This window comes from Massilimicrobiota sp. An80 (assembly GCF_002159255.1).
Lineage (GTDB): Bacteria > Bacillota_I > Bacilli_A > Erysipelotrichales > Coprobacillaceae > Allocoprobacillus > Allocoprobacillus merdigallinarum.
On the sequence record NZ_NFHI01000016.1, the window covers coordinates 20,131 to 46,791 of the forward strand.

The 26,661-nt window shown below is 31.0% G+C and carries 25 protein-coding genes and 1 other annotated feature (1 of these 26 only partly in view); of the genes, 18 read left to right on the plus strand and 7 right to left on the minus strand.

Going from position 1 to position 26,661, the window contains the following annotated elements; translation table 11 throughout:
• Nucleotides 1-109: a binding site (T-box leader), on the plus strand; it begins 90 nt to the left of the window's first position.
• The gene (gene metG, locus B5G32_RS06045) at nucleotides 72-2,066 is read left to right on the plus strand and encodes a methionine--tRNA ligase (protein WP_255374749.1); all 1,995 of its coding nucleotides are present in this window, start codon (nucleotides 72-74) and stop codon (nucleotides 2,064-2,066) included. It overlaps the preceding feature by 38 nt.
• A gap of 37 nt (nucleotides 2,067-2,103) precedes the next feature.
• Here the strand turns inward: metG and B5G32_RS06050 are convergent, their stop codons facing one another.
• Nucleotides 2,104-3,060, minus strand: coding sequence for a hypothetical protein (locus tag B5G32_RS06050; protein ID WP_087936136.1), 957 nt, complete (start codon nucleotides 3,058-3,060; stop codon nucleotides 2,104-2,106).
• A 135-nt stretch (nucleotides 3,061-3,195) separates the two neighbouring features.
• Between B5G32_RS06050 and B5G32_RS06055 the strand changes: the two genes are divergently transcribed.
• The 3 genes from B5G32_RS06055 to B5G32_RS13800 all read left to right on the plus strand — a co-directional run bounded on the left by B5G32_RS06055 (nucleotide 3,196) and on the right by B5G32_RS13800 (nucleotide 5,056).
• Nucleotides 3,196-3,840 carry a YggS family pyridoxal phosphate-dependent enzyme gene (locus B5G32_RS06055; RefSeq protein WP_087936137.1) on the plus strand — a complete coding sequence of 215 codons (645 nt, stop codon included), beginning with the start codon at nucleotides 3,196-3,198 and terminating at the stop codon, nucleotides 3,838-3,840.
• Nucleotides 3,833-4,810 carry an HD domain-containing protein gene (locus tag B5G32_RS06060; RefSeq protein ID WP_087936138.1) on the plus strand — a complete coding sequence of 326 codons (978 nt, stop codon included), beginning with the start codon at nucleotides 3,833-3,835 and terminating at the stop codon, nucleotides 4,808-4,810. Before B5G32_RS06055 ends, B5G32_RS06060 begins: the two co-directional genes overlap by 8 nt.
• 87 nt (nucleotides 4,811-4,897) lie before the next feature.
• The gene (locus B5G32_RS13800; protein ID WP_158093981.1) at nucleotides 4,898-5,056 is read left to right on the plus strand and encodes a hypothetical protein; all 159 of its coding nucleotides are present in this window, start codon (nucleotides 4,898-4,900) and stop codon (nucleotides 5,054-5,056) included.
• A 34-nt stretch (nucleotides 5,057-5,090) separates the two neighbouring features.
• Here B5G32_RS13800 and B5G32_RS06065 read toward each other — a convergent pair whose 3' ends face one another.
• Nucleotides 5,091-6,407 (minus strand): amidohydrolase, encoded by a 1,317-nt coding sequence (locus B5G32_RS06065; protein ID WP_087936139.1) that lies wholly within the window; start codon nucleotides 6,405-6,407, stop codon nucleotides 5,091-5,093.
• A gap of 117 nt (nucleotides 6,408-6,524) precedes the next feature.
• Between B5G32_RS06065 and B5G32_RS06070 the strand changes: the two genes are divergently transcribed.
• The 8 genes from B5G32_RS06070 (at nucleotide 6,525) to B5G32_RS06105 (ending at nucleotide 17,670) form a co-directional block, all read left to right on the plus strand.
• Nucleotides 6,525-7,322 (plus strand): MurR/RpiR family transcriptional regulator, encoded by a 798-nt coding sequence (locus tag B5G32_RS06070; protein ID WP_087936140.1) that lies wholly within the window; start codon nucleotides 6,525-6,527, stop codon nucleotides 7,320-7,322.
• Nucleotides 7,323-7,431: 109 nt separating this feature from the next.
• Complete coding sequence (locus tag B5G32_RS06075; RefSeq protein WP_087936141.1) at nucleotides 7,432-8,829, plus strand: glycoside hydrolase family 1 protein; 1,398 nt, start codon at nucleotides 7,432-7,434, stop codon at nucleotides 8,827-8,829.
• Entirely contained in the window at nucleotides 8,829-10,130 is a 1,302-nt protein-coding gene (locus B5G32_RS06080) for a PTS sugar transporter subunit IIC (RefSeq protein ID WP_087936142.1), read from the plus strand. Before B5G32_RS06075 ends, B5G32_RS06080 begins: the two co-directional genes overlap by 1 nt.
• The gene (locus tag B5G32_RS06085) at nucleotides 10,123-11,388 is read left to right on the plus strand and encodes a glycoside hydrolase family 1 protein (RefSeq protein ID WP_087936143.1); all 1,266 of its coding nucleotides are present in this window, start codon (nucleotides 10,123-10,125) and stop codon (nucleotides 11,386-11,388) included. Before B5G32_RS06080 ends, B5G32_RS06085 begins: the two co-directional genes overlap by 8 nt.
• Before the next feature lie 109 nt (nucleotides 11,389-11,497).
• On the plus strand, nucleotides 11,498-11,929 hold the full coding sequence (locus B5G32_RS06090) for a MarR family winged helix-turn-helix transcriptional regulator (protein ID WP_087936144.1): 432 nt from the start codon (nucleotides 11,498-11,500) through the stop codon (nucleotides 11,927-11,929).
• A gap of 82 nt (nucleotides 11,930-12,011) precedes the next feature.
• Nucleotides 12,012-16,232: a 2-hydroxyacyl-CoA dehydratase gene (locus B5G32_RS06095; RefSeq protein ID WP_087936145.1), complete on the plus strand. Its 4,221-nt coding sequence runs from the start codon at nucleotides 12,012-12,014 to the stop codon at nucleotides 16,230-16,232.
• A gap of 74 nt (nucleotides 16,233-16,306) precedes the next feature.
• Nucleotides 16,307-16,558: a hypothetical protein gene (locus tag B5G32_RS06100; protein ID WP_087936146.1), complete on the plus strand. Its 252-nt coding sequence runs from the start codon at nucleotides 16,307-16,309 to the stop codon at nucleotides 16,556-16,558.
• Between the two features lie 146 nt (nucleotides 16,559-16,704).
• Nucleotides 16,705-17,670, plus strand: coding sequence for an alpha/beta hydrolase (locus B5G32_RS06105; RefSeq protein WP_479684585.1), 966 nt, complete (start codon nucleotides 16,705-16,707; stop codon nucleotides 17,668-17,670).
• A gap of 55 nt (nucleotides 17,671-17,725) precedes the next feature.
• On the opposite strand, the gene B5G32_RS06110 is transcribed toward B5G32_RS06105, so the two are convergent.
• Genes B5G32_RS06110 through B5G32_RS06120 form a run of 3 tightly spaced genes read right to left on the minus strand, consistent with a single transcriptional unit; the run spans nucleotide 17,726 to nucleotide 20,000 of the window.
• Nucleotides 17,726-18,535 (minus strand): Cof-type HAD-IIB family hydrolase, encoded by an 810-nt coding sequence (locus B5G32_RS06110; RefSeq protein ID WP_087936148.1) that lies wholly within the window; start codon nucleotides 18,533-18,535, stop codon nucleotides 17,726-17,728.
• Nucleotides 18,528-19,559 (minus strand): M42 family metallopeptidase, encoded by a 1,032-nt coding sequence (locus tag B5G32_RS06115; RefSeq protein WP_087936149.1) that lies wholly within the window; start codon nucleotides 19,557-19,559, stop codon nucleotides 18,528-18,530. Before B5G32_RS06115 ends, B5G32_RS06110 begins: the two co-directional genes overlap by 8 nt.
• A 12-nt stretch (nucleotides 19,560-19,571) precedes the next feature.
• On the minus strand, nucleotides 19,572-20,000 hold the full coding sequence (locus tag B5G32_RS06120) for an Rrf2 family transcriptional regulator (protein WP_087244651.1): 429 nt from the start codon (nucleotides 19,998-20,000) through the stop codon (nucleotides 19,572-19,574).
• Nucleotides 20,001-20,151: 151 nt separating this feature from the next.
• On the opposite strand from B5G32_RS06120, the gene B5G32_RS06125 reads away from it, so the two are divergent.
• The 5 genes from B5G32_RS06125 to B5G32_RS06145 all read left to right on the plus strand — a co-directional run bounded on the left by B5G32_RS06125 (nucleotide 20,152) and on the right by B5G32_RS06145 (nucleotide 24,543).
• Nucleotides 20,152-22,599: a YhgE/Pip domain-containing protein gene (locus B5G32_RS06125; RefSeq protein ID WP_087936150.1), complete on the plus strand. Its 2,448-nt coding sequence runs from the start codon at nucleotides 20,152-20,154 to the stop codon at nucleotides 22,597-22,599.
• A gap of 115 nt (nucleotides 22,600-22,714) precedes the next feature.
• The gene (gene bilQ / locus B5G32_RS06130; RefSeq protein WP_087936151.1) at nucleotides 22,715-23,125 is read left to right on the plus strand and encodes a bilirubin utilization transcriptional regulator BilQ; all 411 of its coding nucleotides are present in this window, start codon (nucleotides 22,715-22,717) and stop codon (nucleotides 23,123-23,125) included.
• 5 nt (nucleotides 23,126-23,130) lie between these two features.
• Entirely contained in the window at nucleotides 23,131-23,457 is a 327-nt protein-coding gene (locus tag B5G32_RS06135) for a hypothetical protein (protein WP_087936152.1), read from the plus strand.
• An 11-nt stretch (nucleotides 23,458-23,468) separates the two neighbouring features.
• Nucleotides 23,469-24,017 (plus strand): hypothetical protein, encoded by a 549-nt coding sequence (locus B5G32_RS06140; protein ID WP_087936153.1) that lies wholly within the window; start codon nucleotides 23,469-23,471, stop codon nucleotides 24,015-24,017.
• 79 nt (nucleotides 24,018-24,096) lie between these two features.
• Nucleotides 24,097-24,543 carry a hypothetical protein gene (locus B5G32_RS06145; RefSeq protein ID WP_087304459.1) on the plus strand — a complete coding sequence of 149 codons (447 nt, stop codon included), beginning with the start codon at nucleotides 24,097-24,099 and terminating at the stop codon, nucleotides 24,541-24,543.
• A 98-nt stretch (nucleotides 24,544-24,641) separates the two neighbouring features.
• Here B5G32_RS06145 and B5G32_RS06150 read toward each other — a convergent pair whose 3' ends face one another.
• A complete protein-coding gene (locus B5G32_RS06150; RefSeq protein ID WP_087936154.1) occupies nucleotides 24,642-25,325 on the minus strand; it encodes a YjjG family noncanonical pyrimidine nucleotidase in 684 nt (227 codons plus the stop codon).
• A 96-nt stretch (nucleotides 25,326-25,421) separates the two neighbouring features.
• Here B5G32_RS06150 and rnmV point away from each other — a divergent pair, with 96 nt between their 5' ends.
• The gene (gene rnmV, locus B5G32_RS06155; protein ID WP_087244644.1) at nucleotides 25,422-25,958 is read left to right on the plus strand and encodes a ribonuclease M5; all 537 of its coding nucleotides are present in this window, start codon (nucleotides 25,422-25,424) and stop codon (nucleotides 25,956-25,958) included.
• Nucleotides 25,959-25,972: 14 nt separating this feature from the next.
• Here rnmV and B5G32_RS06160 read toward each other — a convergent pair whose 3' ends face one another.
• Nucleotides 25,973-26,548 (minus strand): hypothetical protein, encoded by a 576-nt coding sequence (locus B5G32_RS06160; protein ID WP_087304461.1) that lies wholly within the window; start codon nucleotides 26,546-26,548, stop codon nucleotides 25,973-25,975.
• Between the last annotated feature and the right edge of the window lie 113 nt (nucleotides 26,549-26,661).

Consider the following 26,661-nt stretch of genomic DNA (forward strand, 5'->3'; position numbering starts at 1 on the left):
GGGAGCTGTTATCTTGAATAGTGAGAGATAAACGTTAACTGCGTTAAAGTTTTGAGGGTATATCGACAGATATAAAAAAAGGTGGTACCGCGTATAATACGTCCTTTTATAAGGACGTTTTTTATTTTGAAGGAGGAGATATGATGAAAGATCCAAAAGATTATTATTTAACGACGGCGATTACTTATACTTCAGGAAAACCTCATATTGGAAATACATATGAAATTATTTTAGCTGATGCTATTGCAAGAAGTAAAAGACAGGAAGGATACAATGTTTATTTTCAGACTGGAACTGATGAACATGGGCAAAAGATTGAGTTAAAAGCTCAAGAAGCTGGTATTCCACCTAAACAATTTGTTGATGAAAAAGCAGCTGTTGTCAAAGAAATTTGGGATATGATGGATACAACATATGATCGTTTCATGAGAACAACAGATGAATACCATGTGAAACAAGTGCAAAAAATCTTTAAGAAATTATATGATCAAGGAGATATTTATCTAGGACATTATGAAGGTAAATATTGTACAGCATGTGAATCATTCTTTACTGAATCTCAATTGGTTGATGGAAAATGTCCTGATTGTGGTGGAGAAGTTCATGATGCGAAAGAAGAAGCTTATTTCTTTAAATTATCTAAATATGCTGATCGTTTAATTCAACATATTGAAGAGCACCCTGAATTTATTCAACCTGTTTCAAGAAAGAATGAAATGATGAATAACTTCTTAAAACCAGGTTTACAGGATTTATGTGTTTCACGTACTTCATTCAAATGGTCTATCCCTGTAGACTTTGATCCTAAACATGTTGTGTATGTATGGATTGATGCTTTAACAAACTATATTACAGGACTTGGTTATGATGTTGATGGAAATCATGGTGAATTATATAAGAAATATTGGCCAGCAGATTTACATTTAATTGGTAAAGATATCGTGAGATTCCATACGATTTATTGGCCTATTATGTTGATGGCTTTAGATATTCCTTTACCAAAACAAGTTTTTGGACATCCTTGGTTATTACAAGGTGAAAGCAAAATGTCTAAATCTAAAGGAAATGTCATCTATGCAGATGATTTGGTTAAAATCTTTGGTGTCGATGCTGTCAGATACTATGTTTTACATGAAATTCCTTATGACAATGATGGAAGTATCACATGGGATTTATTAGTTGAACGTATTAATTCTGATTTAGCTAATATTTTAGGTAACTTAGTCAATAGAACAATTGCCATGACAAATAAATATTTTGATGGTATTGTGACAAATCCAGGTGTGAGTGAACCTGTTGATGATGAATTAAAAGAAATTGCTTTAGCTATGCCAAAGAAAGTTCAGGCTTACATGGATGAATTTAAAGCATCTAAAGCCTTAGATGAAATCTTTGTATTACTAAGAAGAACAAATAAATATATTGATGATACAATGCCTTGGGCACTTGCAAAAGATGAAAGCAAGAAAGATCGTCTCGCAACAGTTCTTTATAACTTAATTGAAGCCATCCGTTTTGCTGCTATTGCATTAGAACCATATATGCCTTCTACATCTACAAAGATTTTAGATCAAATCAATACAGATCAAAGAAACTTCTTAGACTTAAATACTTTTGGTTTATATCAAGAAGGAACAAAAGTCACTGAAAAACCTCAACAGTTATTTGCAAGATTAGATCCTAAAGAAGTAGAAAAGAAAGTAGCAGCTTTATATCCTCAAAAAGAAGAAAAACAAGAGGATGACAATCAAATTACAATTGATGATTTTGCAAAAATTGAATTGGTTGTAGGTACAGTTGAAAAATGTGAAAAACATCCTGATGCTGATAAGCTGTTAGTTTCTCAAATCAATATTGGTAAAGAAACAAGACAGATTGTCAGTGGTATTGCTGACTTCTATACACCAGAAGATATGATTGGTAAGAAAGTTATTGTTGTATCTAACTTGAAACCTGCAAAATTAAGAGGTGTTGAATCTCAAGGTATGATTCTTGCAGGATCTAAGAAAAAAATGTTAGAACTTGTGTCTGTAGAAAACTTACCAAATGGTACAAAAATAAGATAAAAACACAAGACCATAGAAATGGAATCATTTCTATGGTCTATTTTTTAAATAAGAAACGATATGATTTTATGTTTCTCACTAATTTATATAATGAAATAAAGTAGATAAAGAATAAAGCTGTAATAATAAATGCATTAACAAGAATATATTGAAAATTTGTATTTATAGGTAATAAATATTGACTTAAAAAATGAGAATTCACAACAAAGATTGTTAAAGAAACAATAGTAAATAAATTAATGATAAAGCTATATTTTAAATATTTTTTGGTATATATTTTTTTGGTCATATCTATAAAATAATCAAAAATAATGATCATAATAAATGGTTGAAAGAAATAGGTCATCATATGAATCATTTGATATGATTCATGTTGTATTTTAATAATAATATCACTAGAAAAGAAAAAACCATAACAAATAAAGAAAGTAATAAATATAATCATAAAGATGGTTTCAATAGTATGATTTGGATAATGGGATGGATGGGGTAAATGATCCAGATCTTGTATATTCCAACGGAGATTTAAATCTTGAGGAATAGGCTCTTTTTTATCCAGTATGATTAAAGCTAAGATTGCTATGGCAATGATACCAATCATTATAATGATTGGATAAGAAAGAAAAGCTTCAAAGATAGATGAAGTATTCATTGTTGTCACAACATTGTTTGTTGATTGAAATGATAAACAACCAAATTGTTCAAGATAATAAAGGGTTGATAAAAAAAGATAAATACCTGAAATTAAAAAAACAAGTTTTTCAATGAAATTAACTATTTTAGGATTAAAATGATGATAAATTGTAGGACGATAACCATATGAGTAAGCAACACTTAGTGGATGTCCATAACTCATTAATAAGTCTTCCATATCTTCATATTGATGTACCGATTGACTGATTTGAGTTTTTAAATCATGATAAACATATTGGCGTTTTCTTCCAAAAAAATAAGAACACACAGCACCTAGATATCTTTCTAATAAATCATTCATTGACTTCACCTCATTTATGCATCCATTATAACACGATTTTATGAACTCTTTTTGATAAATGTATGATTTTATAATTTAAGTTATGTTAAAAAGATTATATAATAGAAATATCGAATAAAGATGGGAGGCTTTTTTATGTATGTCAATGAACAAGCAGTCAAAAATATGTTAGAAAAGGTAAAACCTGCAACACTGGTTGCGGCAACGAAATATATAGATGAAAAAGAAATAGAAAAACTGGAAGCATGTGGTTGTTTATATTTTGGAGAAAATAGAGTTCAGGCTTTCTTAGATAAATATGAACAATATCATGGAAAAGGTCATTGGCATTTTATTGGAACTTTACAAAAGAATAAAGTGAAATATATCATTGATAAAGTAGAGTTAATTCATTCTGTAAATAGTTATCATTTGATTGATGAATTAGAAAAGCAAGCACAAAAACATCAGTTAAAAGTTCATATCTTATTACAGGTTAATATTGCTAGAGAGGAAAGCAAACATGGGTTTGATATAGAAGAAATAGATGAAGTGATGAATTATTTGATGAAATGTCCATCTTTGATTGTTGATGGACTGATGATGATGGCACCAAATATTGAACCAGAAGATACACGTATTTATTTTAGACAGACAAGAGAATTATTAGAAAGATTAAAAGAAACATATCCACAATATCCATTACATGAATTATCAATGGGTATGTCCCAAGATTATGATATTGCTTTAGAAGAAGGGGCAACAATAGTCAGAATTGGCAGAGCTTTATTTCATGAGTAACAGTCTTTATAATTTATATCATGAATTTATTCCTGATTATGTACAGGATATAATGAAAACATCTCTTTTTCAAAGATTGAAAGATGTGGGTATGAATTGTGGTATGGAGTATACTCAGTTTGAACCATTTAAAGATTGTCGAGGTGTATCAAGATATAATCATAGTATAGGAGTCGCTTTGATTGTTTATCATTTTACACACGATAAACATCAAACGATTGCTGCATTACTTCATGATATAGCCACACCTGTATTTGCTCATGTGATTGATTTTATGTATCATGATTATATACATCAAGAAACAACAGAAAATTTAACAGAGGAAATGATTCAAAAGAGTTTAGAACTTCAATCTATTTTTGAATATTATCATATTGATAGTGATAAAGTCATGAATTATCATGATTATCCCATTGCTGATAATGATACACCCCAATTATCAGCTGATCGTTTAGAATATACATTATCAAATGCAGTCTATTATAAAATAATGACTAAAGAAGAAATAAGCAATATTTATAAACATGTTCAAGTCAATGATTCCAAAGACGAATTGATTTTTGATGATTTCAAGATAGCTAGACTATTTACTCAAGTGATGTTGAAATGCAGTTTATGTTATACAAGTGATGAAAATCGTTATTGTATGGAATATCTTGCAAGATTAATGCGTTTAGCTATAAATCATCATGTTTGTTCATATGATGATTTATATACAACCGAAACACAAGTTATCCAAAAATTAATAAGTCATTCCTTAACAAAAGAACTTTATGAAAATTATACACACTTTCATAAAGTTCTGAGATCTTCATTTCCTCAAACTGGATATTTAAAGGTGAACGCTAAAAAAAGATATATTAATCCTATAGTCAATCATCAACGTATTTTAGATATTGATTCAAAGCTCAATGCACTCGTTCAGGAATATTTAAGTGATAATTTTGAACGTTATATAAAAGCTATATAAAATTATTTCATTAGAATATTTTCAAAAAAGTGCGAGAAAAAAAGTTCAGGAAAAACATTCAAACAATATGAACAAATTCTTTCTTATATGGAATATGGACAATGGTATAAGGTAAAAGATTTTATAGATATTTTGGGTGTTAAGGAAAGACGTGTTCAAACATTATTAAAAGAACTAGTAGAAAATGAAAAACTTATTGATAATGGTGTAACCAAAGGAAAACGTTATAAGAAAGCTAATAAATAATGAAAAGGCATAAAAGATACTTGATTTGTATCTCTTATGCCTTGTTTTCATGAGAAAGATAATAGATAAGACTTGCAAAGATGCGAGGACCTAATGCTAGAACTTTTTCATCAAAATCAAAAGCATCATTATGTGGTGATGAAACAATAGGTGTTAAAAGTTTCATATAAGTGGCTTTACCACCATGAGCTTGAACACGTTCCATGAAATAAGAAAAGTCATCACTCCCCCCAAGTGGACTTAAATTATATGGAGGTAAGTTTAAATCAGGAAGGTATCGCTGACACATTGAACGAATCGTATTCATAAAGTCTTCATCACAATCTAATGCATAAGCTTTACCCATTTCTTTAATTTCAACAACAGTATCATGCATACGTGCTGAACCTTCAATAATATCTCTCGCATAAATTTCCATATAGCGATTGAGTTCACTTGTCACCCCACGGACTTCAATTTCAAGTTTAGCTGTTTCAGGTACAACGTTTCTTCCTGTACCAGCATGAACAGTTCCAACGTTCACACGTGTCTGACCATCACTGTTTCGAGGAATAGAGTGTAAATTTAAAATACAGTTAGCGGCAGATAGTAAAGCATTTTTTCCAAACTGTGGCGATTCAGCAGCATGAGTCGAAACACCATGATAAGTAATATCCAGTTTTGTGGTCGCAAAAGATTCATCCATTCCAAAATACAAATCATAAGGTTGATCTTCTTGAGGCATAATATGAGCTGCACAAATATAATCAACATCATCCAAGAATCCACTTTCAGCAATACTTCTTGCTCCCATGACACCTTCTTCAGCAGGCTGAAATATAAGTTTGATTGTTCCATGTAAATGTTCTTTGATATCCATTAAGATTCTAGCCGTTGTCAAACCAATGGAAGTATGACCATCATGACCACAGGCATGCATTGTTCCACGATGAACAGAAATGAAGCCTTGTGTAAATGGGTAATGACTAGAAGAAGATTCTTCAATCAAACCTAAGGCATCAATATCAAATCTTAATGCAAGAGTTGGACCATCGCCACATTTTAAAACGCCTGCCACAGCAGTCATCCCCATTTTTACTTTTTCAAGGTAATAAGGATTAGCTCCTTGTTTTTGTGCACGATGATAATTTAAGTGAAGAACAGTTTCTGAAGGTAAACCCATACGTGCATCTTTATTCATGATGTCTTCGCCTACTAAAACTTCATATCCTAACTCTTCTAATGTAGAAGCAATAATACATGCACTTCTGAATTCTAACCAGCCTTTTTCAGGATATTTGTGTAAATCACGACGACATTTGATCGTATCAGGATAATATTGTTGAGCGAGTTCTTTTATTTTTTCATACATATAAAATCTCTCCTTTTTTATATTGTAACAATATCTTTATAGAACTTCAAATATATTGATAGCACAATAGAATTATAATATGTTATACTATGAAGTAGAGTTGAAGGAGGAAATGATATGGCCAAAGGAATTTCAGTCGTTTCTCAATTATTAAGTTGTGTTAATTATGGTGAGGCTCAAGGTGTAGATCGTGAAATAGCAAAAGGAATATTAGAAAATTACAATCTTATTCCAAAACTAACGATATATGAATTGGCTGATTTATGTTTTGTTTCTGCTTCATCAATTACGCGATTTATTAGGAGTCTTGGGTATGATAGTTATAAAGGTTTTAAAATTGAGGTAGAAACTACATTGAAAATTGATGTGGATTATTCAAAGAAAGTGAATCTTGCAACATCAGAAGATCTTCAACCTATTTTTCAAAGATATACAGATAATGTTTTAGAGAATATTCGATTTACATATGACAATATAGATTATGAACAGTTGCATAGAGTTTGTGAAATGATATATCAAGCCAATCAAATTGCATTTTTTGGTTTAGAATATGCGAATCAGGTTGGTTTTCATTTTCAAAATAAAATGGCAAGTTTAAATAAAATAATTAAACTTGGAGTAACTGATGAGAAACAATGGGAACTTGCACAAGAATTACAAGAAGGAGCATTGGTTTTTATAGTTTCTTTAGAAGGAAGTTATTTTTATAGACATACTGAGATTTTTGACTTGCTGGTGGAGAAAAATTGTCGAATAGTTGCTATTAGTATGCTAACTGCAGGAAAATTTATGAATTATTGTGATGAAGTCATCCTCTGTAATAAAACAAATAGTAATACTGAGGGAAGAGTGACTTTGATGTATATGATCGAGCTTATCCTCATGGCTTATTATATTAATTTCAGCCATAAATAAAAAATTTCAGAATATGAAACTAGGTTAGAAATATTGAAATTTCTAGCCTTTTTTTGACAGCGAATATTTTATATATAAATGATAAGATAATCCCATAAGGAGGGATTCGATGGAAATCAAAAATAAATTTCCAAATCATTTTTTATGGGGCGCTTCGACAAGTGCTTTTCAAGTTGAAGGAGGTTTTAAAGAAGGAAGAGGAATCGCCAATAGTGATATGCGATATGTGCCTTCAGGTCTAGCAGATTACAAAATAGCTTCAGACCATTATCATCACGTTAAAGAAGATGTTCATTTAATGAAAGAATTAGGTATTAAAGTCTATCGTTTTTCGTTTTTCTGGTCACGTATCATGCCAGATGGAGAAAATGTAAGTGAAGAAGGATTACGATTCTATCATGAGTTAATTGATGAATTAATAGATAATGGCATTCAACCATTTCCAACGTTATTTCATTTTGAAATGCCTTATGCTTTAATTGAAAAAATGGGTGGTTTTAAAAGCCGTCAATGTGTTGATGCTTATGAAAAATACGCCCGTATTTGTTTTAAAGAATTTGGTCATAAAGTAAAGCTTTGGGCAACGATTAACGAACAGATGTGTGCAACAGCACCAGGAGATATGAATGGAAACACTGAAAAAGATCCATATCTTCAACAAAAAAATTTATATCAAATGAGTTATCATATGAGTTTAGCAGAAAAAAAAGCAATTGCAGCATTTAGAGATATTATTCCAGATGGAAAAATTGGCCATGTTGTAGCAATGCAAGTTATTTACCCTGCTACATCTCACCCTCTTGATATTCAAGCTGCACAAAATGCACAAGATCAAATTCAATGGAGTTTTCTAGATTTTTCTATTCGTGGTCAATATTCATCACATTTTACAACTTTTCTTAAAAAACAAAATCTTTACCCCATTATGGAATTAGAAGATCAACAGTATTTTAACAATAAACCTGATTTTATTGGTGTTAATTATTATGCTAGTTGTACAGTCAGAGCCAAGAAGAAAGATGATGATGACTCAAAAATGCCACCATTTTATCAAAGTCAGCAGTTTATGGTCGTTGAAAACAAATATATTCAAACAACTGAATGGATGCATTTTGGAGTTGATTCTGAGGGATTATACACTGGGTTAAGAGAAATATATGATCGCTATCAATTACCTATGATTATAACTGAAAATGGTATGGCATATACAGATCAGGTAGAGAAAGATGGGACTATACAAGATAATTATCGTATTGATTATCTTAAACAACATATTGAAAAATGTTTACAATTTGTATCAGAAGGTTATCCACTTATAGGATACTGTATGTGGTCATTTTTAGACGTTGTGAGTTCACATGAAGGATTTAATAAACGTTATGGACTTGTATATGTTGATCGTACAAATGACAATCCTAAATCATGTAAGCGTATAAAAAAACAAAGTTTTTATTGGTATAAAGATGTTATTAAAAACAATGGAATAGAAAAGGTAGGGGAAAAATAATGCGAAAATTTACTCATTTTATGGAAGAAAAATTTATTCCAATAGCAACACGTATTTCTAATAATAAATTATTAAAATCTATTTCTAGTGGTTCAATGTCATTATTAGGTGTTATTATGTTAGGAGCTATATTCTCAGTGATCACCTCAATTACATGGGAACCATTTGTTAATCTATTAAATAGTTTTGGTTTACTTACAATTATTAATTATGTTCCTAATGTGACAACAAATCTCATTGGATTATATATGGCATTTTCAATTGCTTATCAGGGATCCAAAGTTTTTGGTATTGGTGAAAATGCATTTAATACGGGAATTATTTCACTTGTATCATTTGTCTTGTTATCACCGATTACTGTTAATGAAGATGTTATGCCAGCTACAAATATGTTTGATGGAGCATATTTCGGACCTAAGGCTGTTATTTCTGCAATTATTGTATCATTGATTGTTATTCAAATTATGAAATTCTTTATGAGTAAAAATTTAACAATCAAAATGCCTCAAGGTGTTCCACAAATGGTTAGTGATTCATTTACATCATTAATTCCAGCAGTTGTGATTGTACTATTCTTTGCTATTGTAAAATATGCTTTTGCTATGACACCATATCATACATTAAATGATTTCATTTATTCAATTATTCAAATACCATTACAATCATTAGTTGGAAGCTTCCCAGCATTCTTATTATTACTTGTGATTTCTCAATTATTATGGTTTTTTGGAATTCATGGTTCTCAAACAGTATTACCTATCTTAATGCCAGTATGGCTTGGATATATGGCAGAAAATTCTGCAATTATTGCTTCTGGAGGAACGATTACAAATATTATTAATTTTGGTTTATGGGATTTAGCATGTATTGGTGGAAGTGGAGCAACTATAGGTTTAGTCTTCATTATGTTCTTTATGTCTAAAAGTAAAAGATATAAAGCTTTTGGTAAAATTGCTTTACCTTGTGGAATCTTTAGTATTAATGAACCGTTGATTTTTGGTATGCCTTTAATGTTGAATGTAATGACTTTAATTCCATTTGTATTATGTCCAGTTGTTGTTTCATCTATTGGATATTTATTAATTAAATTAGGAATTATTGCTCCTTATATTGGTATCTTAGGAACTGGATCTTTACCGCCATTATTACATGGTATTGTAAATGGAAGCTTAAGTGCAGGTATCTATGAATTGGTCGCAGTGTTTATATCTGCATTGATATGGTATCCATTCTTTAAAATGATTGATAAACAAGCATATGAAGAAGAATCAAAATTAGAAGGAGATAATCATCATGATTAATATTTTAGAATATGATGATATTGAATTTCCTCAAGACTTTCTTTGGGGAGCAACAACTGCAGGTCAACAAGTAGAAGGAAATAATAATTCTTTCTATGATGATGAAGAAATATGTCCAAAAACTGCTTATGGAGGTGTACCTTATCTTAAAGCAGGAAAAGCATGTAATAGTTATGAAATGTATCAAGAAGATATTCAATTGTTAAAGCAAATGAATTTAAATACTTATCGTATGTCATTAGAATGGAGTCGTATTGAACCAGTTGAAGGGGTATTTAATGAAAAAGAAATTCAACATTATAAAGATGTCTTAAAAGCATTAAAAGAAGCAAATATTAAAGTTTGTTTAACACTTCATCATAATTCACATCCTGTTTGGTTTCATAAGAAAAAAGCATTCGAAACAATGGAGAATCTCCCTTATTTCCTTCGATATGTAAAAAAAGTTGTTCCAGAATTAGATGAATATGTTGATTATTGGTTAACACTTAACGAAATGAATATTATCTTTGAATATACAATAGAAGAAAGTATTAATATGTTACAATATCATGCAAAAGCTTATCATATGATAAAAAAATATTCATCAAAACCTGTTTCTTGTCCAATTAATTATGCAGAAAAGAAGCCAATGAGAGGAACAAATGATCTTCCTGATCGTATTATGGCTGAATATATTGATTATATGGAAAATGAATTTATGTTTCATGCGATTCGTACTGGAGAAATAGTTGTTCCATTTCATGATGTTGTGAAAATGAAAGAATTAAAAGATACATGTGATTTTTGGTCAGTTAATGTTTATACAAGACAATTAATTAATAGTCGTAAAAAAGTGTTTAGATTTGATCGTTATGAAGCATCAAGTATTCATGCTTTAGACGTACCATACTTTAGTGATGATATTTGTCCAGAAGTCATTTATCATTGTTTAACACGTTTAAAAGATAAACCTGTTTTAATTAGTGAAAATGGTATCGCATGTAAAAATGATGAATATCGTATCGTTTATATTGCATCTATTTTACAAGCCGTTAAACAAGCAATGGATGATGGTGTAAAAGTATTGGGTTATTTACATTGGAGTTTACTAGATAACTGGGAATGGGGAACATATGTTCCAACCTTTGGACTTGCAAGTGTCGATCATACGACATATCAAAGAAAACTTAAACCAAGTGCTTATTTCTATGGCGATATTACAAAGAATGGGAAAATGACTAAAGAAATTATTAGAAAACATTATAATCATTTATAGATTAATTAAGAACTTTTATTTCAAAATAGAAATCAAGGTTCTTTTTTTATGTTTAAATTGACAAAATTCGCGAAGTTGTATAAAATGCTCATAGTGTGAGGTAATAAAAATGGATTATCAAAAATATGCAAAAGAATTAATTTGTTATATGGTGGAAAATGAACAGAATTTTAAATTCTGTAATCATGATGTTAGTGAAATCGCTAGAGGAGAAGGTGCTGTCCTCATTTACTTGATGGATGACCATGATGGAGTGAATGCATCTGAAATTAGCCAACGTTTTGATATTAATACCTCTAGGGTAGCCGCTGTATTAAATGCTTTATCTAAAAAAGGATATATAGAGCGTGTCGTTGATTTACAGGACAAACGTAAGATTAAAGTATTTATTACAGACAAAGGAAGAATTTTTGCTCAACAAAGAAGAGCAGAAATAGAGGATTATTTTAAAAAGATGCTGGAGATGTTAGGTGAAGAAGATACAAAGGAATATTTACGTTTGTATCGTAAAGTGAATCAGATTATTAAGACCTTAAAATAAAGCATAAAGATTGAAAAAGATGTCGAAATTCGTTAAGATTGAAAATTATAAAATAAGTTGTAATGTTTAAAGGAGAAGTGTTATGAGTCAATATTATTTAGGAATTGATGTGGGATCTACAACAGTTAAAGCTTATTTAACAGATGAAAAGGATGTCTGTTTATTTTCACGTTATGTCAGACATAATTCAGATGTCAGAAATACAATACTTACATTATTAGAAGAAATTCATCAAGAATATCCAGGAATCAATATTTATCCAGTTATTACAGGATCAGGAGGATTGTCAATTTCTCAATCATTAAATGTCAAATTTGTACAGGAAGTGATTGCATGTACCAAAACAATAGAAACTTATATTCCACAAACAGATGTTGCCATTGAATTAGGTGGAGAAGATGCGAAAATTACTTATTTTGAAGGTTCGTTAGAACAACGTATGAATGGAACTTGTGCCGGTGGAACAGGTGCATTTATTGATCAGATGGCCACTTTATTACAGACTGATGCTTCAGGATTGAATGAATTAGCCAAAAATCATCAGCGTATTTATCCAATTGCTTCTCGTTGTGGGGTTTTTGCGAAAACTGATGTTCAGCCTTTAATCAATGAAGGCGCAAGAAAAGAAGATATAGCGGCTTCTATTTTCCAGGCAGTTGTGAATCAGACTATCAGTGGGTTAGCCTGTGGAAAACCGATTAAAGGAAAAGTGGCTTTTTTAGGAGGACCTTTATACTTCTTAAGTGAACTGAGACAACGTTTTATTAAAACATTAGAGCTTCAAGATGATGATATTATTTTCCCAGATAATTCCCAATTGTTTGTAGCTATGGGAGCTGCATTAAATGCAAAAGATGTTGAAGAATCACTTTCATTAGAAAAATTGATTTGTGATTTAAAAACATTAAAAGATAATGGAACTGAAGCAGCTCATACATTAGAACCTTTATTTCATAATGAAGATGAATTAAGAGGATTTAGAGATCGTCATCTTCAAGCAATGACAAAGAAAAGAAATCTAAAAAAATATCAAGGCAATATTTATGTTGGAATTGATGTTGGTTCAACAACATCTAAAGTTGTATTGATAGATAATGAAGGCTCAATATTATATTCTTTCTACAATTCTAACGAAGGAAATCCTTTAGATTTAATTATTAGAATTATGAAGGAAATCTATGATTTAATTCCTGAAGGATGTCATATTCAAAAAACTGGTGTCACTGGATATGGTGAAGCTTTAATTAAAGCTGCATTAAAAGTGGATTATGGTGAAGTAGAAACAATTGCTCATTACACAGCAGCTAAACACTTTGAACCTGATGTTGACTTTATTTTAGATATTGGTGGACAGGATATGAAAGCTATCACCATTAAGGATGATGTCATTCAAGATATTACATTGAATGAAGCATGTTCATCTGGATGTGGGTCTTTCCTTGAAACATTTGCTCATTCTTTAGGATATGAAATTGATGAATTTGCCCAGATGGCATTGATGTCAAAACATCCACTTGATTTAGGAAGTCGTTGTACAGTTTTCATGAATTCAAAAGTGAAACAGGCTCAAAAAGAAGGTGCATCTTTAGCAGATATTTCAGCAGGATTATCATATTCCGTTATCAAGAATGCCTTATATAAAGTTATTAAGTTAAGAAGTAAAGACCAAATCGGTAAAAATGTTGTTGTACAAGGTGGAACATTCTATAATGAAGCCGTTTTACGTGCTTTTGAAAAAGAAGCAGGTATTGAAGTCATTAGACCTGATATTGCAGGATTGATGGGTGCTTATGGAATGGCAACAATTGCGAAAGAAAAAGATGATGATAAGGGAACAACTTTATTAACACGTGAAGAATTAGAACATTTAACATATCAAAATAGTATGAAAAATTGTGGTAAATGTACAAATAACTGTATGTTGACAATTACTTCATTTAATGATGGAAGAGAGTTTATTAGTGGAAATAGATGTGAAAGAGGAGCTAATTTACCATTAAAATCTAAATCATTACCAAACTTATTTGATTATAAATATCGTCGTGTCTTTAATTATCATTCTTTACCAATAGAAGATGCTCCTAGAGGTATTGTTGGTATCCCTAGAGCTTTAAATATGTATGAAAATTATCCTTTCTGGCATACATTCTTTACAGAATTGAAATTTAGAGTTGTTTTATCATCTCGTTCATCTAAAGCTATCTATGAAAAAGGAATTGAATCTATTCCAAGTGAAAGTGCTTGTTATCCAGCTAAGATCACACATGGACATATTGAAAATCTGATTGCTAGAGGAGTGCCTTTTATCTTCTATCCATCAGTCGCTTATGAAAGAATGGAAAATGAAGATGCTGGAAATCATTATAACTGTCCTGTTGTTGCTTCTTATCCAGAGGTCATTAGAAATAATGTTGATAATCTTGAGCAAAAAAATATAAAATTCAAAAATCCATTTATTTCTTTAAATAATAAGAAAACATTATTCCATGTCTTAAAAGAAGAATTAAGTGAGTTTCATATCACTGATCAGGAATTGCATCAGGCCATAGATAAAGCTTATGAAGAATTAGATCATTGTCAACAAGATATTCGTCAAGAAGGAAAACGTGCTATGGAATATATGCGTGAAAACCATATGCAAGGTATTGTTTTGGCAGGTCGTCCTTATCATGTGGATCCTGAAATTAATCATGGAATTCCAGATTTAATTACGAGTGAAGGGTTTGTTGTCTTAAGTGAGGATAGTGTTTGTTATTTAGATGAAGAACATTTAAAATTACGTGTTGTTGATCAATGGACATATCATTCACGTTTATATAAAGCGGCTTCTTTCGTTTCCTCACAAAAGGATTTACAATTAATTCAGTTAACGTCATTTGGTTGTGGGTTAGATGCTGTAACAGCTGATCAGGTTTCTGAAATCTTAAAAGCAAGAAATAAAATCTATACTTTAATTAAGATAGATGAAGGAAGTAATTTAGGAGCTATTCGTATTCGTATTCGTTCATTAAAAGCAACGATTGAAAAGAAAGAAGATATTATTGATTTATCTAAGAAGTATGAACAGGTAAAAGTACCTTTTACAAAACAGATGAAAGAAGATCGTTATACAATTCTTTGTCCACAAATGTCACCAATTCATTTCCAGTTTGTTGAAACCGCAATGAATTCGGAAGGCTATAACTTTGAAGTGTTGCCTTCAGTTGATAAAGATGCAGTAGAACAGGGATTAAAATATGTCAACAATGATGCATGTTATCCAAGTATTTTGGTTGTAGGACAAATGATGAATGCTTTAAATAGTGGAAAATATGACTTAAATAAAGTGGCATTGATTATCTCTCAAACAGGTGGAGGATGTCGTGCAACAAACTATATTGCGTTCATTAGAAAGGCATTAAAAGATGCCGGAATGGAACAAATCCCAGTTATCTCTGCAAACTTATCAGGATTAGAAAGTAATCCTGGATTTAAAATTACATATAAGATGGCTAAAAAAGTCGTGATAGGTGCCATGTATGGAGATTTATTCATGCGTGTTCTCTATCGTGTTCGTCCTTATGAAAAAGTCAAAGGTTCAGCCAATAAACTTTATGAATCTTGGGTAGCAAAATGCCAGGAAAATGTGAAAAATGGAAGCATGAAAGAATTTAAGAAGAATGTGTATCAGATTGTTAAAGACTTTGATGAATTACCATTATTAGACATTAAAAAACCAAGAGTTGGGTTAGTAGGAGAAATCTTAGTGAAGTTCCATCCAACTGCAAATAATGAAATTGTCAATATTATTGAATCTGAAGGAGCAGAAGCTGTTATGCCAGATTTAATTGACTTCTTCCAATATTGTTTCTACAATACATGGTATGAACATGAACACTTTGATGCTTCTCAATCTTCTGTATGGTTATGTAATTTTGCGATTTGGTTTGTTGATTTCTTACGTAAAGATATGATCAAAGCTTTGAAAGCTTCTCAACGTTTTGATCCACCAACACCAATCGATCAGATTGCAAAAAAAGCGAGTGAAGTTGTTTCTATTGGAAATCAGACAGGTGAAGGATGGTTCTTAACAGGAGAAATGATTGAGCTTATTGAAGAAGGAGCACCAAATATTGTTTGTATGCAGCCATTTGCTTGTTTACCAAACCATGTAACTGGAAAAGGAGTTATCAAGGCGTTGCGTAAAAAATATCCACAAAGTAATATTGTAGCTGTTGACTATGATCCAGGTGCTAGTGAAGTTAATCAGTTAAATAGAATTAAGTTGATGTTGTCAACTGCATTTAAGAATATGAACAAATAATGGTTCATATTCTTTTTTTGATGTTTGCCTAGAATTTTTATGAATAGAAACGTATTTTAAATAGAGGTGATGAAATGCATATTCCTGATATGGATGTTTATAGTTTTACAGGTATGGCCGTTATTTTAGGATATTTGCTGACTTTAGAATTTGATGTTGATGAACAGGCAGCTTTAGGAGCATGGTTTAATGTAAGAGGTGATATTTTAGCTTCCAATTCAAGCTATTTGGCATTACTGCAGACACGATATGATCAATTAGAAGACAAGACTCAAGATGAACAGAAAGACCAGTTTGATATTTTAAGTGAAGCATTGGATAAATGAAAAGAGAAAATAGATATGCTTGAAAAAGTAACAAAGAGTGATAAAGAAGAATAAATAGTAGAATCAAGATATTATGAAAAATTCATTTTTTCTTGAAGAATTCATATTTTTTCAGTAAAATGGTGCAATATGAAAGGATGATATATTTGAAGAAAAAATGGTTTATCATTGTTTTTGTTATATTTTCTTTATTAATAAGTATTGGTTATGGTGTTGGAACATATTTTGTCAATTATGCCTTATCACCAAGCAGTAATTCTGATCAAAGAGAAATTGATGAAAGTGATGAAGTTCAATTAGCAAATGATGTTGAAAAACAAATTATTCAAAATCAAAATAAAGAAACAATTAAAGGATTGAATTTTTCAGAAAAAACAAAACCTATGATTATAAGTAGTGAAGATTCACTCAGATTACGTGGACAATATCTTGATCATGAGAATAGTCATCGTTGGGTTATCTTGGTTCATGGCTATAAATCAAGTAATGAAAATATGATGTCATACGGTAGTGAGTATTATGACAATGGATATAATGTTGTTTTGCCAGATAATCGTGCACATGGAAAAAGTGATGGCACATATATTGGAATGGGATGGCTAGATAAAGATGATATTGCCTGCTGGGTCAATTGGGTCATTGAAAAAGACCCTCAGGCACAGATTATTTTACACGGTGTTTCCATGGGTGGAGCGACAGTGATGATGGCTTCTGGAGATCGTTTACCACAAGTGGTAGGTTATATCGAAGATTGTGGTTATACAAGTGTATGGGATATTTTTGCGAGTGAACTTGATAAACGCTTTTCTTTACCAACTTTTCTAGTTTTAGATATTTCTAATTTTATTGCAAAAATAAAAGCTGGTTATGATTTTAAAGAGGCTTCAAGTGTTGATCAGATTCAAAAAGCAAACCAGCCGATGTTATTTATTCATGGTGCAAAAGATGATTTTGTCCCACTTGAAATGGTATATGAAGTTTATGATGCTTATCCAACAACTAAAGAGTTGTATATTGTTGAAGAAGCTGGTCACGCTCAATCAAAAGATTATGATGTCAAAGCTTATTGGAATAAAGTCTTTGATTTTATTGATAAAAATATATGGAACTAAAAAATTCATTGGGTTATCCCAATGAATTTTTGTTTAGATATGAAAATAAATTTTATTAGATAATTTTAAAATATTTTAAAGTTTCAAAAATACCATCATCTTGGACATCTTTTGTGATATAATTCGCAGCTTTTTTTGCTGCTTCTCTACCATTTCCCATACAGATGCTTGTTCCAGCACATTGAAACATCGGAATATCAACTTCGGCATCTCCAAAAGCATAAATATCTTTTTGATCGATGTCTAGATAATCAATTAATTGTTCAATAGCTGATTTTTTATCAATATGAGGCAATGCACAATCACCAAATAAAGCATCTTCACCTTGACCACCCCAAGTTAAACATTGGAATTGGGGAAAATGTTCTTTAAAATCAAGATAATCCTGATATGTATTTAAAATATAATTGATTTTGGTAATATTTTTTTGATACATGCTTTGAGGAAATTCCATCATTGGATAGATGTCACGAATTTTAGGTGTACCTGAATGACCATATTTTTGGTAAGTTGGTACAGCTCTTGTTTCAAAATCGTGAGAACCATATAATCCATCATTACCTTCCATAAAATAACAAATATCATGATGATCTAAATAATCTGTAATTTCTTTGACATCCTCTAAAGATAGTTTTTGATCTTTTAAAACTTTTCCTTCACATTCTATATATGCACCATTGCCACAGATCATCCCACTCACTTCAATTGGACCAACGACTGCACGATTACGCGTTCTACCAGTCACAACAAAGACATAGTGTCCTTTTTCTTTTGCTTGTTTTAATGCATCAACACAACTTTGTGGAACAATACCTTCATAACTTACAAGTGTCCCGTCAACATCAAATAATAATTTCTTATTCATGTTCTTCTTTACAGATATAGGCTAAAACCAATTGATAAGTGTTTTCAACAGCCTGTATATGTGTCCTTTCCATACCATGAGAAGCATGAACACCAGGGCCAATTAACGCTCCTTTGATATTTTGTCCACCTCTCAGTGCAGCGGTAACATCACTGCTGTAAAATGGATAAATGTCTATTGCATATTGTAAATTCTTTTCTTTAGCAAGCTTAATAAATGTTGAAGTGATATCGTAATCATAAGGACCACCTGAATCTTTAGCACAAATGCTGACATCGTATTCACTACATGACAAATCTTTTCCAATACATCCCATATCTACAGCAATTAATTCATCAACTAGCTGATCAACATAACTGCTTCCATGGCCAACTTCTTCAAATGTTGAAATCATAAAATAAAGATTATGTAATGGTTGAATCTGATTTTGTGAAAGATGTTTCAAAATTCCAAACAAAATAGCAACGCTCATTTTATCATCTAAAAAGCGTGATTTGATGAAACCAGAATCGGTAATTGTTGTTTTTGGATCAATCGCAATATAATCTCCATTATTAATACCAAGTTTTTGAACATCTGCTTTTGATTTTACCATTTCATCAATACGTACATGCATTGTATCACAAGTTCTCTCTTTCTCTTTTGAATCACTATAAACATGAGCAGCAGGTGAGTCAGAAAGAATCGTTCCTGTATAAATATGATGATCTCTTGTGATAATGCGGCAATATTCCCCATCTAAAGTTGGGATGATTGGGCCACCTACATTAGTAAAAGCTAATGTCCCATCATCTTTAATACTTCTCACCATTAATCCTAATGTATCGACATGGGCACAAAATCCAATCGTATAATCATCTTGTCCTTTGACAAATATCTGTAAGTTCCCTTTATTTGTCAGTTTTGTTTCAAAGCCTAAATTTTCTGCTTCTTTTTGACAGTATTGAATAACTTCTTTAGTGTAACCAGAAGGACTATCAATAGCCATAATATCTTTTAAAATAGAAAGTATGTATGCATTCATAAAATAATCTCCTTATTCCTTTTGATGTGCAGCATCCACAATTTGAGCTAAAGTGATTTCTCTTAATTTTTCTTTGTATTGCCATTCTGCTGCATTTAAATAATCAACAATAAAGTCTTCAGTTTCTTTGACTCTCAATTGAGAATCAAAAACCTTTTCTACCAGATGTGTTGTCTTGACAAAAGCTTCTTTGCCTTCCATAGCTTCAAAGATATCTAATAAAGAAATGCAATCCAATGATTTGGTTAACACAAATCCCCCACGTTTATTTGCCATGGATGAAATTAAGCCAGAAACAACAAGTTGTCTGGTGATTTTTTTGAGATAAGAATCTGATACAAGTAGTTTTTCACTCAATTCATGACTTTTAATAGGTTTATCCTGTGCCCCAATTAAAAGTAATATACAAATAGCCTGTTCAAAACTTTTTCTAATCTTCATATCCTTATCACCTTCTTTTTTATTTTAACAGAAAAATAACACTTTGTATCTAAAAGAGTTGACAAATATGTATAAATTTATATAATATTTCATAGATATTATATATCTATGGATAATAAATATCTAAAGATGAAAAGAAAGAAGGAATTTTATGCTTAAGCAAGAATGGAAAAATATTTTTCATCACACTTGGATAAAAGTTGTACTGGTTGCAATCATTTTGATTCCAAGTTTATATGCGTGTATCTTTTTAGGGTCAATGTGGGATCCTTACGGAAATACGGATAAAATACCAGTTGCTGTAGTCAACCATGATCAAGCGGTTGATTATGGGAATTCAACTTTGAATGTAGGAGAAGAATTGGTTGATCGTCTGCAAGAGAATCAAAGTATGAATTTTCAATGTGTAGATGAAGGAAAAGCACAGGATGGTTTAAAGAACGGTCAATATTATATGATTATAAGTATTCCTGAAGATTTTTCAAAAAATGCAACGACGCTTTTAGATCAACAACCACAAAAGATGAAACTTCAATATATAACAAATCCAGGAAGTAATTATATTGCTTCAAAGATGGATGATTCAGCTATTGAAAAAATAAAAGAAGAAGTTTCTCAAACAGTAACGAAAACATATGCGAAAACTATCTTTGAACAAGTGGGAACATTAACAGATGGATTGAAAGAAGCACAGGATGGAACGAGTCAATTAGTAGATGGTTCGCAACAATTAACAGATGGAAATCAACTTATTTCAGATAATCTTCAAGTTTTAGCAAGCAGTTCATTAACATTTGATGATGGTGTTCAAACACTTAGCCAGGGGTTAAAAGATTATACAGATGGTGTATTGACTGTTCATAATGGCGTTTATTCCTTAAAAACAGGTTTAGATACATTCAATGATTCAACAAAACCATTAAATGATGGTGTTCAACAGCTTGCAATGGGTTCTTCTTCATTGAATGAAGGTCTCCAAAAATATACAGATGGTGTTTTACAAACTTATCAGGGGACACAAAAACTTATTGAAAACAATGAAGCATTAAATAATGGAATAGATAGCCTCAATCAAGGTGTTCATCAGCTTGTTGATGGAAATAAGCAAGTCTTACAAGGCTTAACACAGTTGGATCAACAATTAAAAAATAATTTATCATCTGATAATATGAATAAAATATCTTCAGCAAATCAAGCAAATGATTCTTTGAATCAGGCAACAACATTATTAAATCAAATACTTACTACAAATCCAACCATTGCTCAGACATGGATGAATAGGTCATTGAGCATGGATGAAGCTAATCTTATCGCTAAGGATAATCAAACTGCTCAATATTTATTAACGCATTATTCATATACAGAATTGGTAAAAACTGTCACAAGTGGAAATCAAGAAGCAATCAATCAATTAAGTTCAGGATTAACACAAGTTTATGAGAATACACAGAAATTAGAAGCAGGAAGTCAAAAAGTACAAACAGGATTAGAATCTTTAAATAATTCAGTAGAAGAAACATTGAAACCTGGTTTTGAAACTTATATGAACGGTGTAACACAAGTCTATGGTGGCTTAGAAACATTGAATAGTCAAAGTCAAGTGTTACTAGATGGGGGTCAACAAATGAATGATGGGCTATTAGCTCTTCAAAAACAGACACCAGCACTTATCGATGGCATTCAACAATTAGATCAAGGAGCAAAAGCATTATATGAAGGAACTTCAAAAATCGTATCAAATAATGATGCATTAATAAGCGGCTCTGCTAAGTTAAGTGACGGTTCTACCCAAATCAAAGATGGATCACAACAGTTAAGTGATGGCTCTCAAACATTGGGTTCAGGTTTACAGACATTACAAAATGGACTCGAAACTTTAGATGAAAGTTTAGCTGATGGTGTAAAAAAAGCAAGTCTTGATATCGATGATAAGACTTTAGATATGATGTCAGCTCCTGTAGAGACATCACATCAAGAAATTTCAGTTGTAGAAAATAATGGGCATGCGATGGCACCCTATATGATGAGCGTAGCATTATATGTTGCTGCACTGGCTTTGACATTGATGTATCCAATCAGAGAAGGTATAAAACAAGCTTCATCACCTGTCAAATATTGGTTATCAAAAGCCTCTGTTATGTATAGTATTTCTACATTAGCAGCAATCGTTTTAATTACAAGTTTGAGGTGGATATGTGGTTTTGAACCTCAACAATTATTGATGACATATCTTTTCGCAATTATTGTTTCTGCAGCATTTATGTCACTTGTGATGTTGTTATCACTTACAACTGGGTATATTGGAGAATTCTTACTACTCATTTTTATGATTATCAATCTTGGTGGATCAGCAGGAACATATCCATTAGAAACATCAAGTCTCTTTTATCAAGTGATTCATCCATTTGTCCCTTATACTTATAGTGTGAATGGATTTAGAAAAGTCATTAGTATGGCTAATGCATCCATATCAACAGAAATGATTGTTTTTGTAGGTATATTTATCATTTGTTCATTATTAACAATTCTTTATTATCGTTTTAAAAATAAAGAAGATAAACATCTTATACCTGAAGCTTTTGAAAAAGTGAATGAATAAGAAAGGAAAGACTTACATGAATATCTAACAATGTAAGTCTTTTATATTATAAAATACTTGACTAAGTCAATTAAATGGTATATATTTGACTTAGTCAAGTAAATAGGAGGGATTTATGACTGATTCATTTGCATTTTATATAACGCTTTTAAGAAAGCAATTTACAAAATATTGTAGTGAGAGATTAAATGAAATAGGTGTAAGTTATGGTCAATTATATATCATAATTTATATTGGTAAAAAAGGGTCATGTTCGCCTAGTGAAATCTCACAGGCTTTAAAATTAGATGCTGGTCATCTGAATCGTACAATCAATAAACTTGTAGATAATGGTTTTTTAATACAAAAACCAAATGAAAAAGACAAACGCGCAAAAATATTATGTTTGACTTTGGAAGGTGAAAATGTTTTTCATTTTAGCCAAGATTTATTTCATGAATGGGATGAACAAATATTAAAGTCATTAAGTTATGATGAACGCCAACAGATGATCAACATATTAAAGAAAATCACAAGAGAAGGATAATAGATTTGGAAAAGAAGACAAAGATATGGTTGCTTGTTGCAATAGCCATCTGTGCACTTACAACATGTATAAATGTTGTTGAAGCAAGATGGATAAGTGTTGTTTTAGCAATAGTTGCTATTATAGGATTAATTGAGCTACTGTTGAGAAATGACAAACGTGGATTTTATTTAACATGCATATGTTATGTATTTTCATTTATATATAGTGTTATAAGTAGTATAGGAAGTTCACAAATGATTATTTATATAGTGATGTCATTTGTGGGTAGTGTTTTTGTTCCAGGTATTACAGCTATGTTTTTAGTTAAAGATAAAATATTAAGGAGATAAGGAGAAACAATATGAAAGAATTAAATCATTTTATGAGTGTATTAACAGGAAATTTTGATAATCAGGAACAATTTGAACAAAAAGAAAAAGCAGGGATTGCTTATCCATATGCGCGTCATGTCAATACGATCTGTAATGATAAGATAACAGATCTTCCAGATGATTTTCAGGGAATTTTTATGGTTGAAGAAAGTTATTATACGATGGATGGACAAACACGTGCGACACCACATTTGTTTTTATTCACTCAAGAAGGACAAGATGTTCAATTAACATCTTATGAATTACCTGATGGATATGATAAAGATAGTTTTACGTATCAGGAAATGAAAGAAATATCTTATAAAAATTTAAATGTATCAGAAAAATTTACACCAGCTATTTATCATTACACTGGGAAAGTATGGGAAGGTGGAAGTGACAGTATGTTTTCACCGGTATTAAAATTTCATTTATTTGAAAGATTTTGTGAAGATTATTTAGAAGTTGATGAATCAATGGAAGTTCGTGAAAAAAAAGTATTTGGATTTGATGAACCGATTATTTACAAGAGAAAATAAATATCTATATATGATTATTTCTATAAATTCTGTATATTCTTAAAATCTTTGTCCATGCTATGTATGTGGAGGTTAGAATATGAAGAAAATTTTAGTTTTGCTTTTATGTATGTCATTCTTTACTGGATGTAGCAGTCAGACAGATACACCAAACGATACAGCAAATAACAATCGTTCAACTGAAAATGTCACAGAAAATGAAAACAACAACAATAATACGACAATGAATCAAACAGATGATTGGTATACGCGATTTGAAAATGGACTTAAGGAAGGAAATATTACTTATTCATCTAAGAATGTATTAGATGCAACAAGTGTTGGTGGTGTAGAAGGATATCGCTATGTAACAGATAATGGAAACATTGATGTGTATCGTTATGAAGATGGTGATGAATTCAATCGTATTATGAGTGAAAAGACAATTGGTGATGATAAGAAAAAAGTAGAAGTGAATGATCATATGGTTATTGTGTCAGATGGTCTATCAGAAGATGTATTAGATGTTTTTAGAAATTTAAAATAAATGTATGAGTCTTGTAGAAATACAGGACTTTTTATATGGCATTATGATGTGATGATTTGATGATAAAAAAACTTACAGCATCACGCTGTAAGCTTCAACTATAATAAGTCCAGCAATTCTCTTAAATCATGAATGATATAGGTGATATTCATATCCTGAGGCTCTTCAATGCAATGAGGATTATACCAGCAAGTATCAATACCTACATTGATACCACCTTGGATATCACTAGATAGAGAATCGCCAATAATTAAAGTTTGATCTAAATCTATGTTTTTCATCTTTTTAAAGCAGTAATCAAAATATTCTCGAGTTGGTTTTTGATAACCAATATCTTCTGATACAAAAATATCTTGAAAATACTGATCAATACGTGTTCCTTTTAAACGACTATATTGAGTTTTAGATACACCATTTGTTACAACGTATAATGGATATTTTTGATAAAGCTTTTCAAGTATATCTCTAGCATGAGGTAAAAGAAAATATCCTTCACCTAAGGCATCCTGATAGTCATCTTCAAAAGCAATGCCATCTTCATCAATGCCAAATTCTTGAAATAACTGTACAAAACGTGTATAAACAATTGTTTTTTTATCAATGAGTCCATTCTCAAAATCTTTCCATAATTGTTTATTGATTTGTTCATATCTTTGATTCATCTGTTCAGTGAGGACAATATTATATTTTTGAAATGTATTGATAAGTGCCTGTTCTTCTGCTTTGTTGAAATCTAACAAAGTTCCATCTACATCAAATAACAAATATTTATATTTTTTCATGATATCAACCCCTTGTCATCATATTATACTGATAAAAGTGCTTTATTGACAATGAAAAATAATAAAAATATAGTATAATGAATATGGTGAAGAAGAATGAAGAAAAAGATCAAAGAAGTGATTGTTGTAGAAGGAAAAACAGACACAGCAGTGATTCAAAAATTATTTGATGCAGATACAATAGAAACACATGGTTTAGCTTTAGATGAAGCAACATTGGACTTGATTGAGGAATTAGAAAAAACAAGAGGAGTTATTATTTTGACCGATCCTGATTATCCTGGTATGCGCATTCGAAATATGATTATGGAAAGAGTTCCTCATGTTAAACAGGCTTTTGTAGATAAAAAAGATGCTATTGGGAAAAAGAAATTGGGGATTGCTGAAGCAAGAGAAGAAGCTATTATACAGGCATTAGAAAATGTTGTGAGCTTTTCTAAAGAAAGTCAGTCATTGACATGGGAAGAATTTATTTCTTTAGATATTATTGGTGATAAACAAAAAAGATTAGCTATCTATGATTTATTTCATCTAGGTTATGGAAATGCGAAAACATTATTCAAAAGATTAAATATGGCATCCATTACAAAACAAGATATTCTTAATAAATTAAAAGCATATAACCTTCAATGATTATATGGTTATTTTTATGCGTTTTTAATGAGATTGATTTTCTTCACTTGTGAAACACCAGTGATAACTCTGCTTTGACTTAAAGCCTTCCATACAGGAAGAGTGATACAAAAATCAATAGAGCTGTGAATAATAGTTCCTAAGCCTACTAAACCAAAAATCATATAACAGAACATTTGGATATCCATCCCATTTCCATAATAGAAAGGAATCACAATAATCATTTCTCCAATGGCATGAATCAATGCAATCACAATATTAAACTGTAATGTTTTGATTGGTTTTTCAAAAATTTGTGGATTCTTTTGCGCATATTTTGCACCTAAATAAGCCCAAATGACATGAGTAAGAGCTCTCATGACAACAACAAATGGGAAACCTGCCATAAAGAAACCAAGTGTTGTTCCTAAAGCAACAGCAATGGCTACAGCTGGACTAATAAAGATGGCTATCATGACCGCAACATGTGAAGCTAAGGTAAAAGACATTGGTCCAACAATAATTTTAGGCATTAACATAGGAATGACTGTTCCTACAGCAATTAATAATGAAGCTAAAACGAGTACTTGCATATGTTTATGTGATTTCATATTTCCCTCCATTTCCGTCCGCCTTTGTCGGTCGGACACAAACATTTTATTAAAATCATTTCCCTCCAATCGTTTTTATAGTATCCTATAAGAGAGGTGGTATACTACAGAGC

Excerpts from the sequence above, each read along its gene's own strand:
- B5G32_RS06050 (WP_087936136.1), bottom strand. The coding sequence starts at position 3,060 with ATGAATGATTTATTAGAAAGATATCTAGGTGCTGTGTGTTCTTATTTT.
- B5G32_RS06055 (WP_087936137.1), top strand. The coding sequence starts at position 3,196 with ATGTATGTCAATGAACAAGCAGTCAAAAATATGTTAGAAAAGGTAAAA.
- B5G32_RS06060 (WP_087936138.1), top strand. The coding sequence starts at position 3,833 with ATGAGTAACAGTCTTTATAATTTATATCATGAATTTATTCCTGATTAT.
- B5G32_RS13800 (WP_158093981.1), top strand. The coding sequence starts at position 4,898 with ATGGAATATGGACAATGGTATAAGGTAAAAGATTTTATAGATATTTTG.
- B5G32_RS06065 (WP_087936139.1), bottom strand. The coding sequence starts at position 6,407 with ATGTATGAAAAAATAAAAGAACTCGCTCAACAATATTATCCTGATACG.
- B5G32_RS06070 (WP_087936140.1), top strand. The coding sequence starts at position 6,525 with ATGGCCAAAGGAATTTCAGTCGTTTCTCAATTATTAAGTTGTGTTAAT.
- B5G32_RS06075 (WP_087936141.1), top strand. The coding sequence starts at position 7,432 with ATGGAAATCAAAAATAAATTTCCAAATCATTTTTTATGGGGCGCTTCG.
- B5G32_RS06080 (WP_087936142.1), top strand. The coding sequence starts at position 8,829 with ATGCGAAAATTTACTCATTTTATGGAAGAAAAATTTATTCCAATAGCA.
- B5G32_RS06085 (WP_087936143.1), top strand. The coding sequence starts at position 10,123 with ATGATTAATATTTTAGAATATGATGATATTGAATTTCCTCAAGACTTT.
- B5G32_RS06090 (WP_087936144.1), top strand. The coding sequence starts at position 11,498 with ATGGATTATCAAAAATATGCAAAAGAATTAATTTGTTATATGGTGGAA.
- B5G32_RS06095 (WP_087936145.1), top strand. The coding sequence starts at position 12,012 with ATGAGTCAATATTATTTAGGAATTGATGTGGGATCTACAACAGTTAAA.
- B5G32_RS06100 (WP_087936146.1), top strand. The coding sequence starts at position 16,307 with ATGCATATTCCTGATATGGATGTTTATAGTTTTACAGGTATGGCCGTT.
- B5G32_RS06110 (WP_087936148.1), bottom strand. The coding sequence starts at position 18,535 with ATGAATAAGAAATTATTATTTGATGTTGACGGGACACTTGTAAGTTAT.
- B5G32_RS06115 (WP_087936149.1), bottom strand. The coding sequence starts at position 19,559 with ATGAATGCATACATACTTTCTATTTTAAAAGATATTATGGCTATTGAT.
- B5G32_RS06120 (WP_087244651.1), bottom strand. The coding sequence starts at position 20,000 with ATGAAGATTAGAAAAAGTTTTGAACAGGCTATTTGTATATTACTTTTA.
- B5G32_RS06125 (WP_087936150.1), top strand. The coding sequence starts at position 20,152 with ATGCTTAAGCAAGAATGGAAAAATATTTTTCATCACACTTGGATAAAA.
- bilQ (WP_087936151.1), top strand. The coding sequence starts at position 22,715 with ATGACTGATTCATTTGCATTTTATATAACGCTTTTAAGAAAGCAATTT.
- B5G32_RS06140 (WP_087936153.1), top strand. The coding sequence starts at position 23,469 with ATGAAAGAATTAAATCATTTTATGAGTGTATTAACAGGAAATTTTGAT.
- B5G32_RS06145 (WP_087304459.1), top strand. The coding sequence starts at position 24,097 with ATGAAGAAAATTTTAGTTTTGCTTTTATGTATGTCATTCTTTACTGGA.
- B5G32_RS06150 (WP_087936154.1), bottom strand. The coding sequence starts at position 25,325 with ATGAAAAAATATAAATATTTGTTATTTGATGTAGATGGAACTTTGTTA.
- rnmV (WP_087244644.1), top strand. The coding sequence starts at position 25,422 with ATGAAGAAAAAGATCAAAGAAGTGATTGTTGTAGAAGGAAAAACAGAC.
- B5G32_RS06160 (WP_087304461.1), bottom strand. The coding sequence starts at position 26,548 with ATGAAATCACATAAACATATGCAAGTACTCGTTTTAGCTTCATTATTA.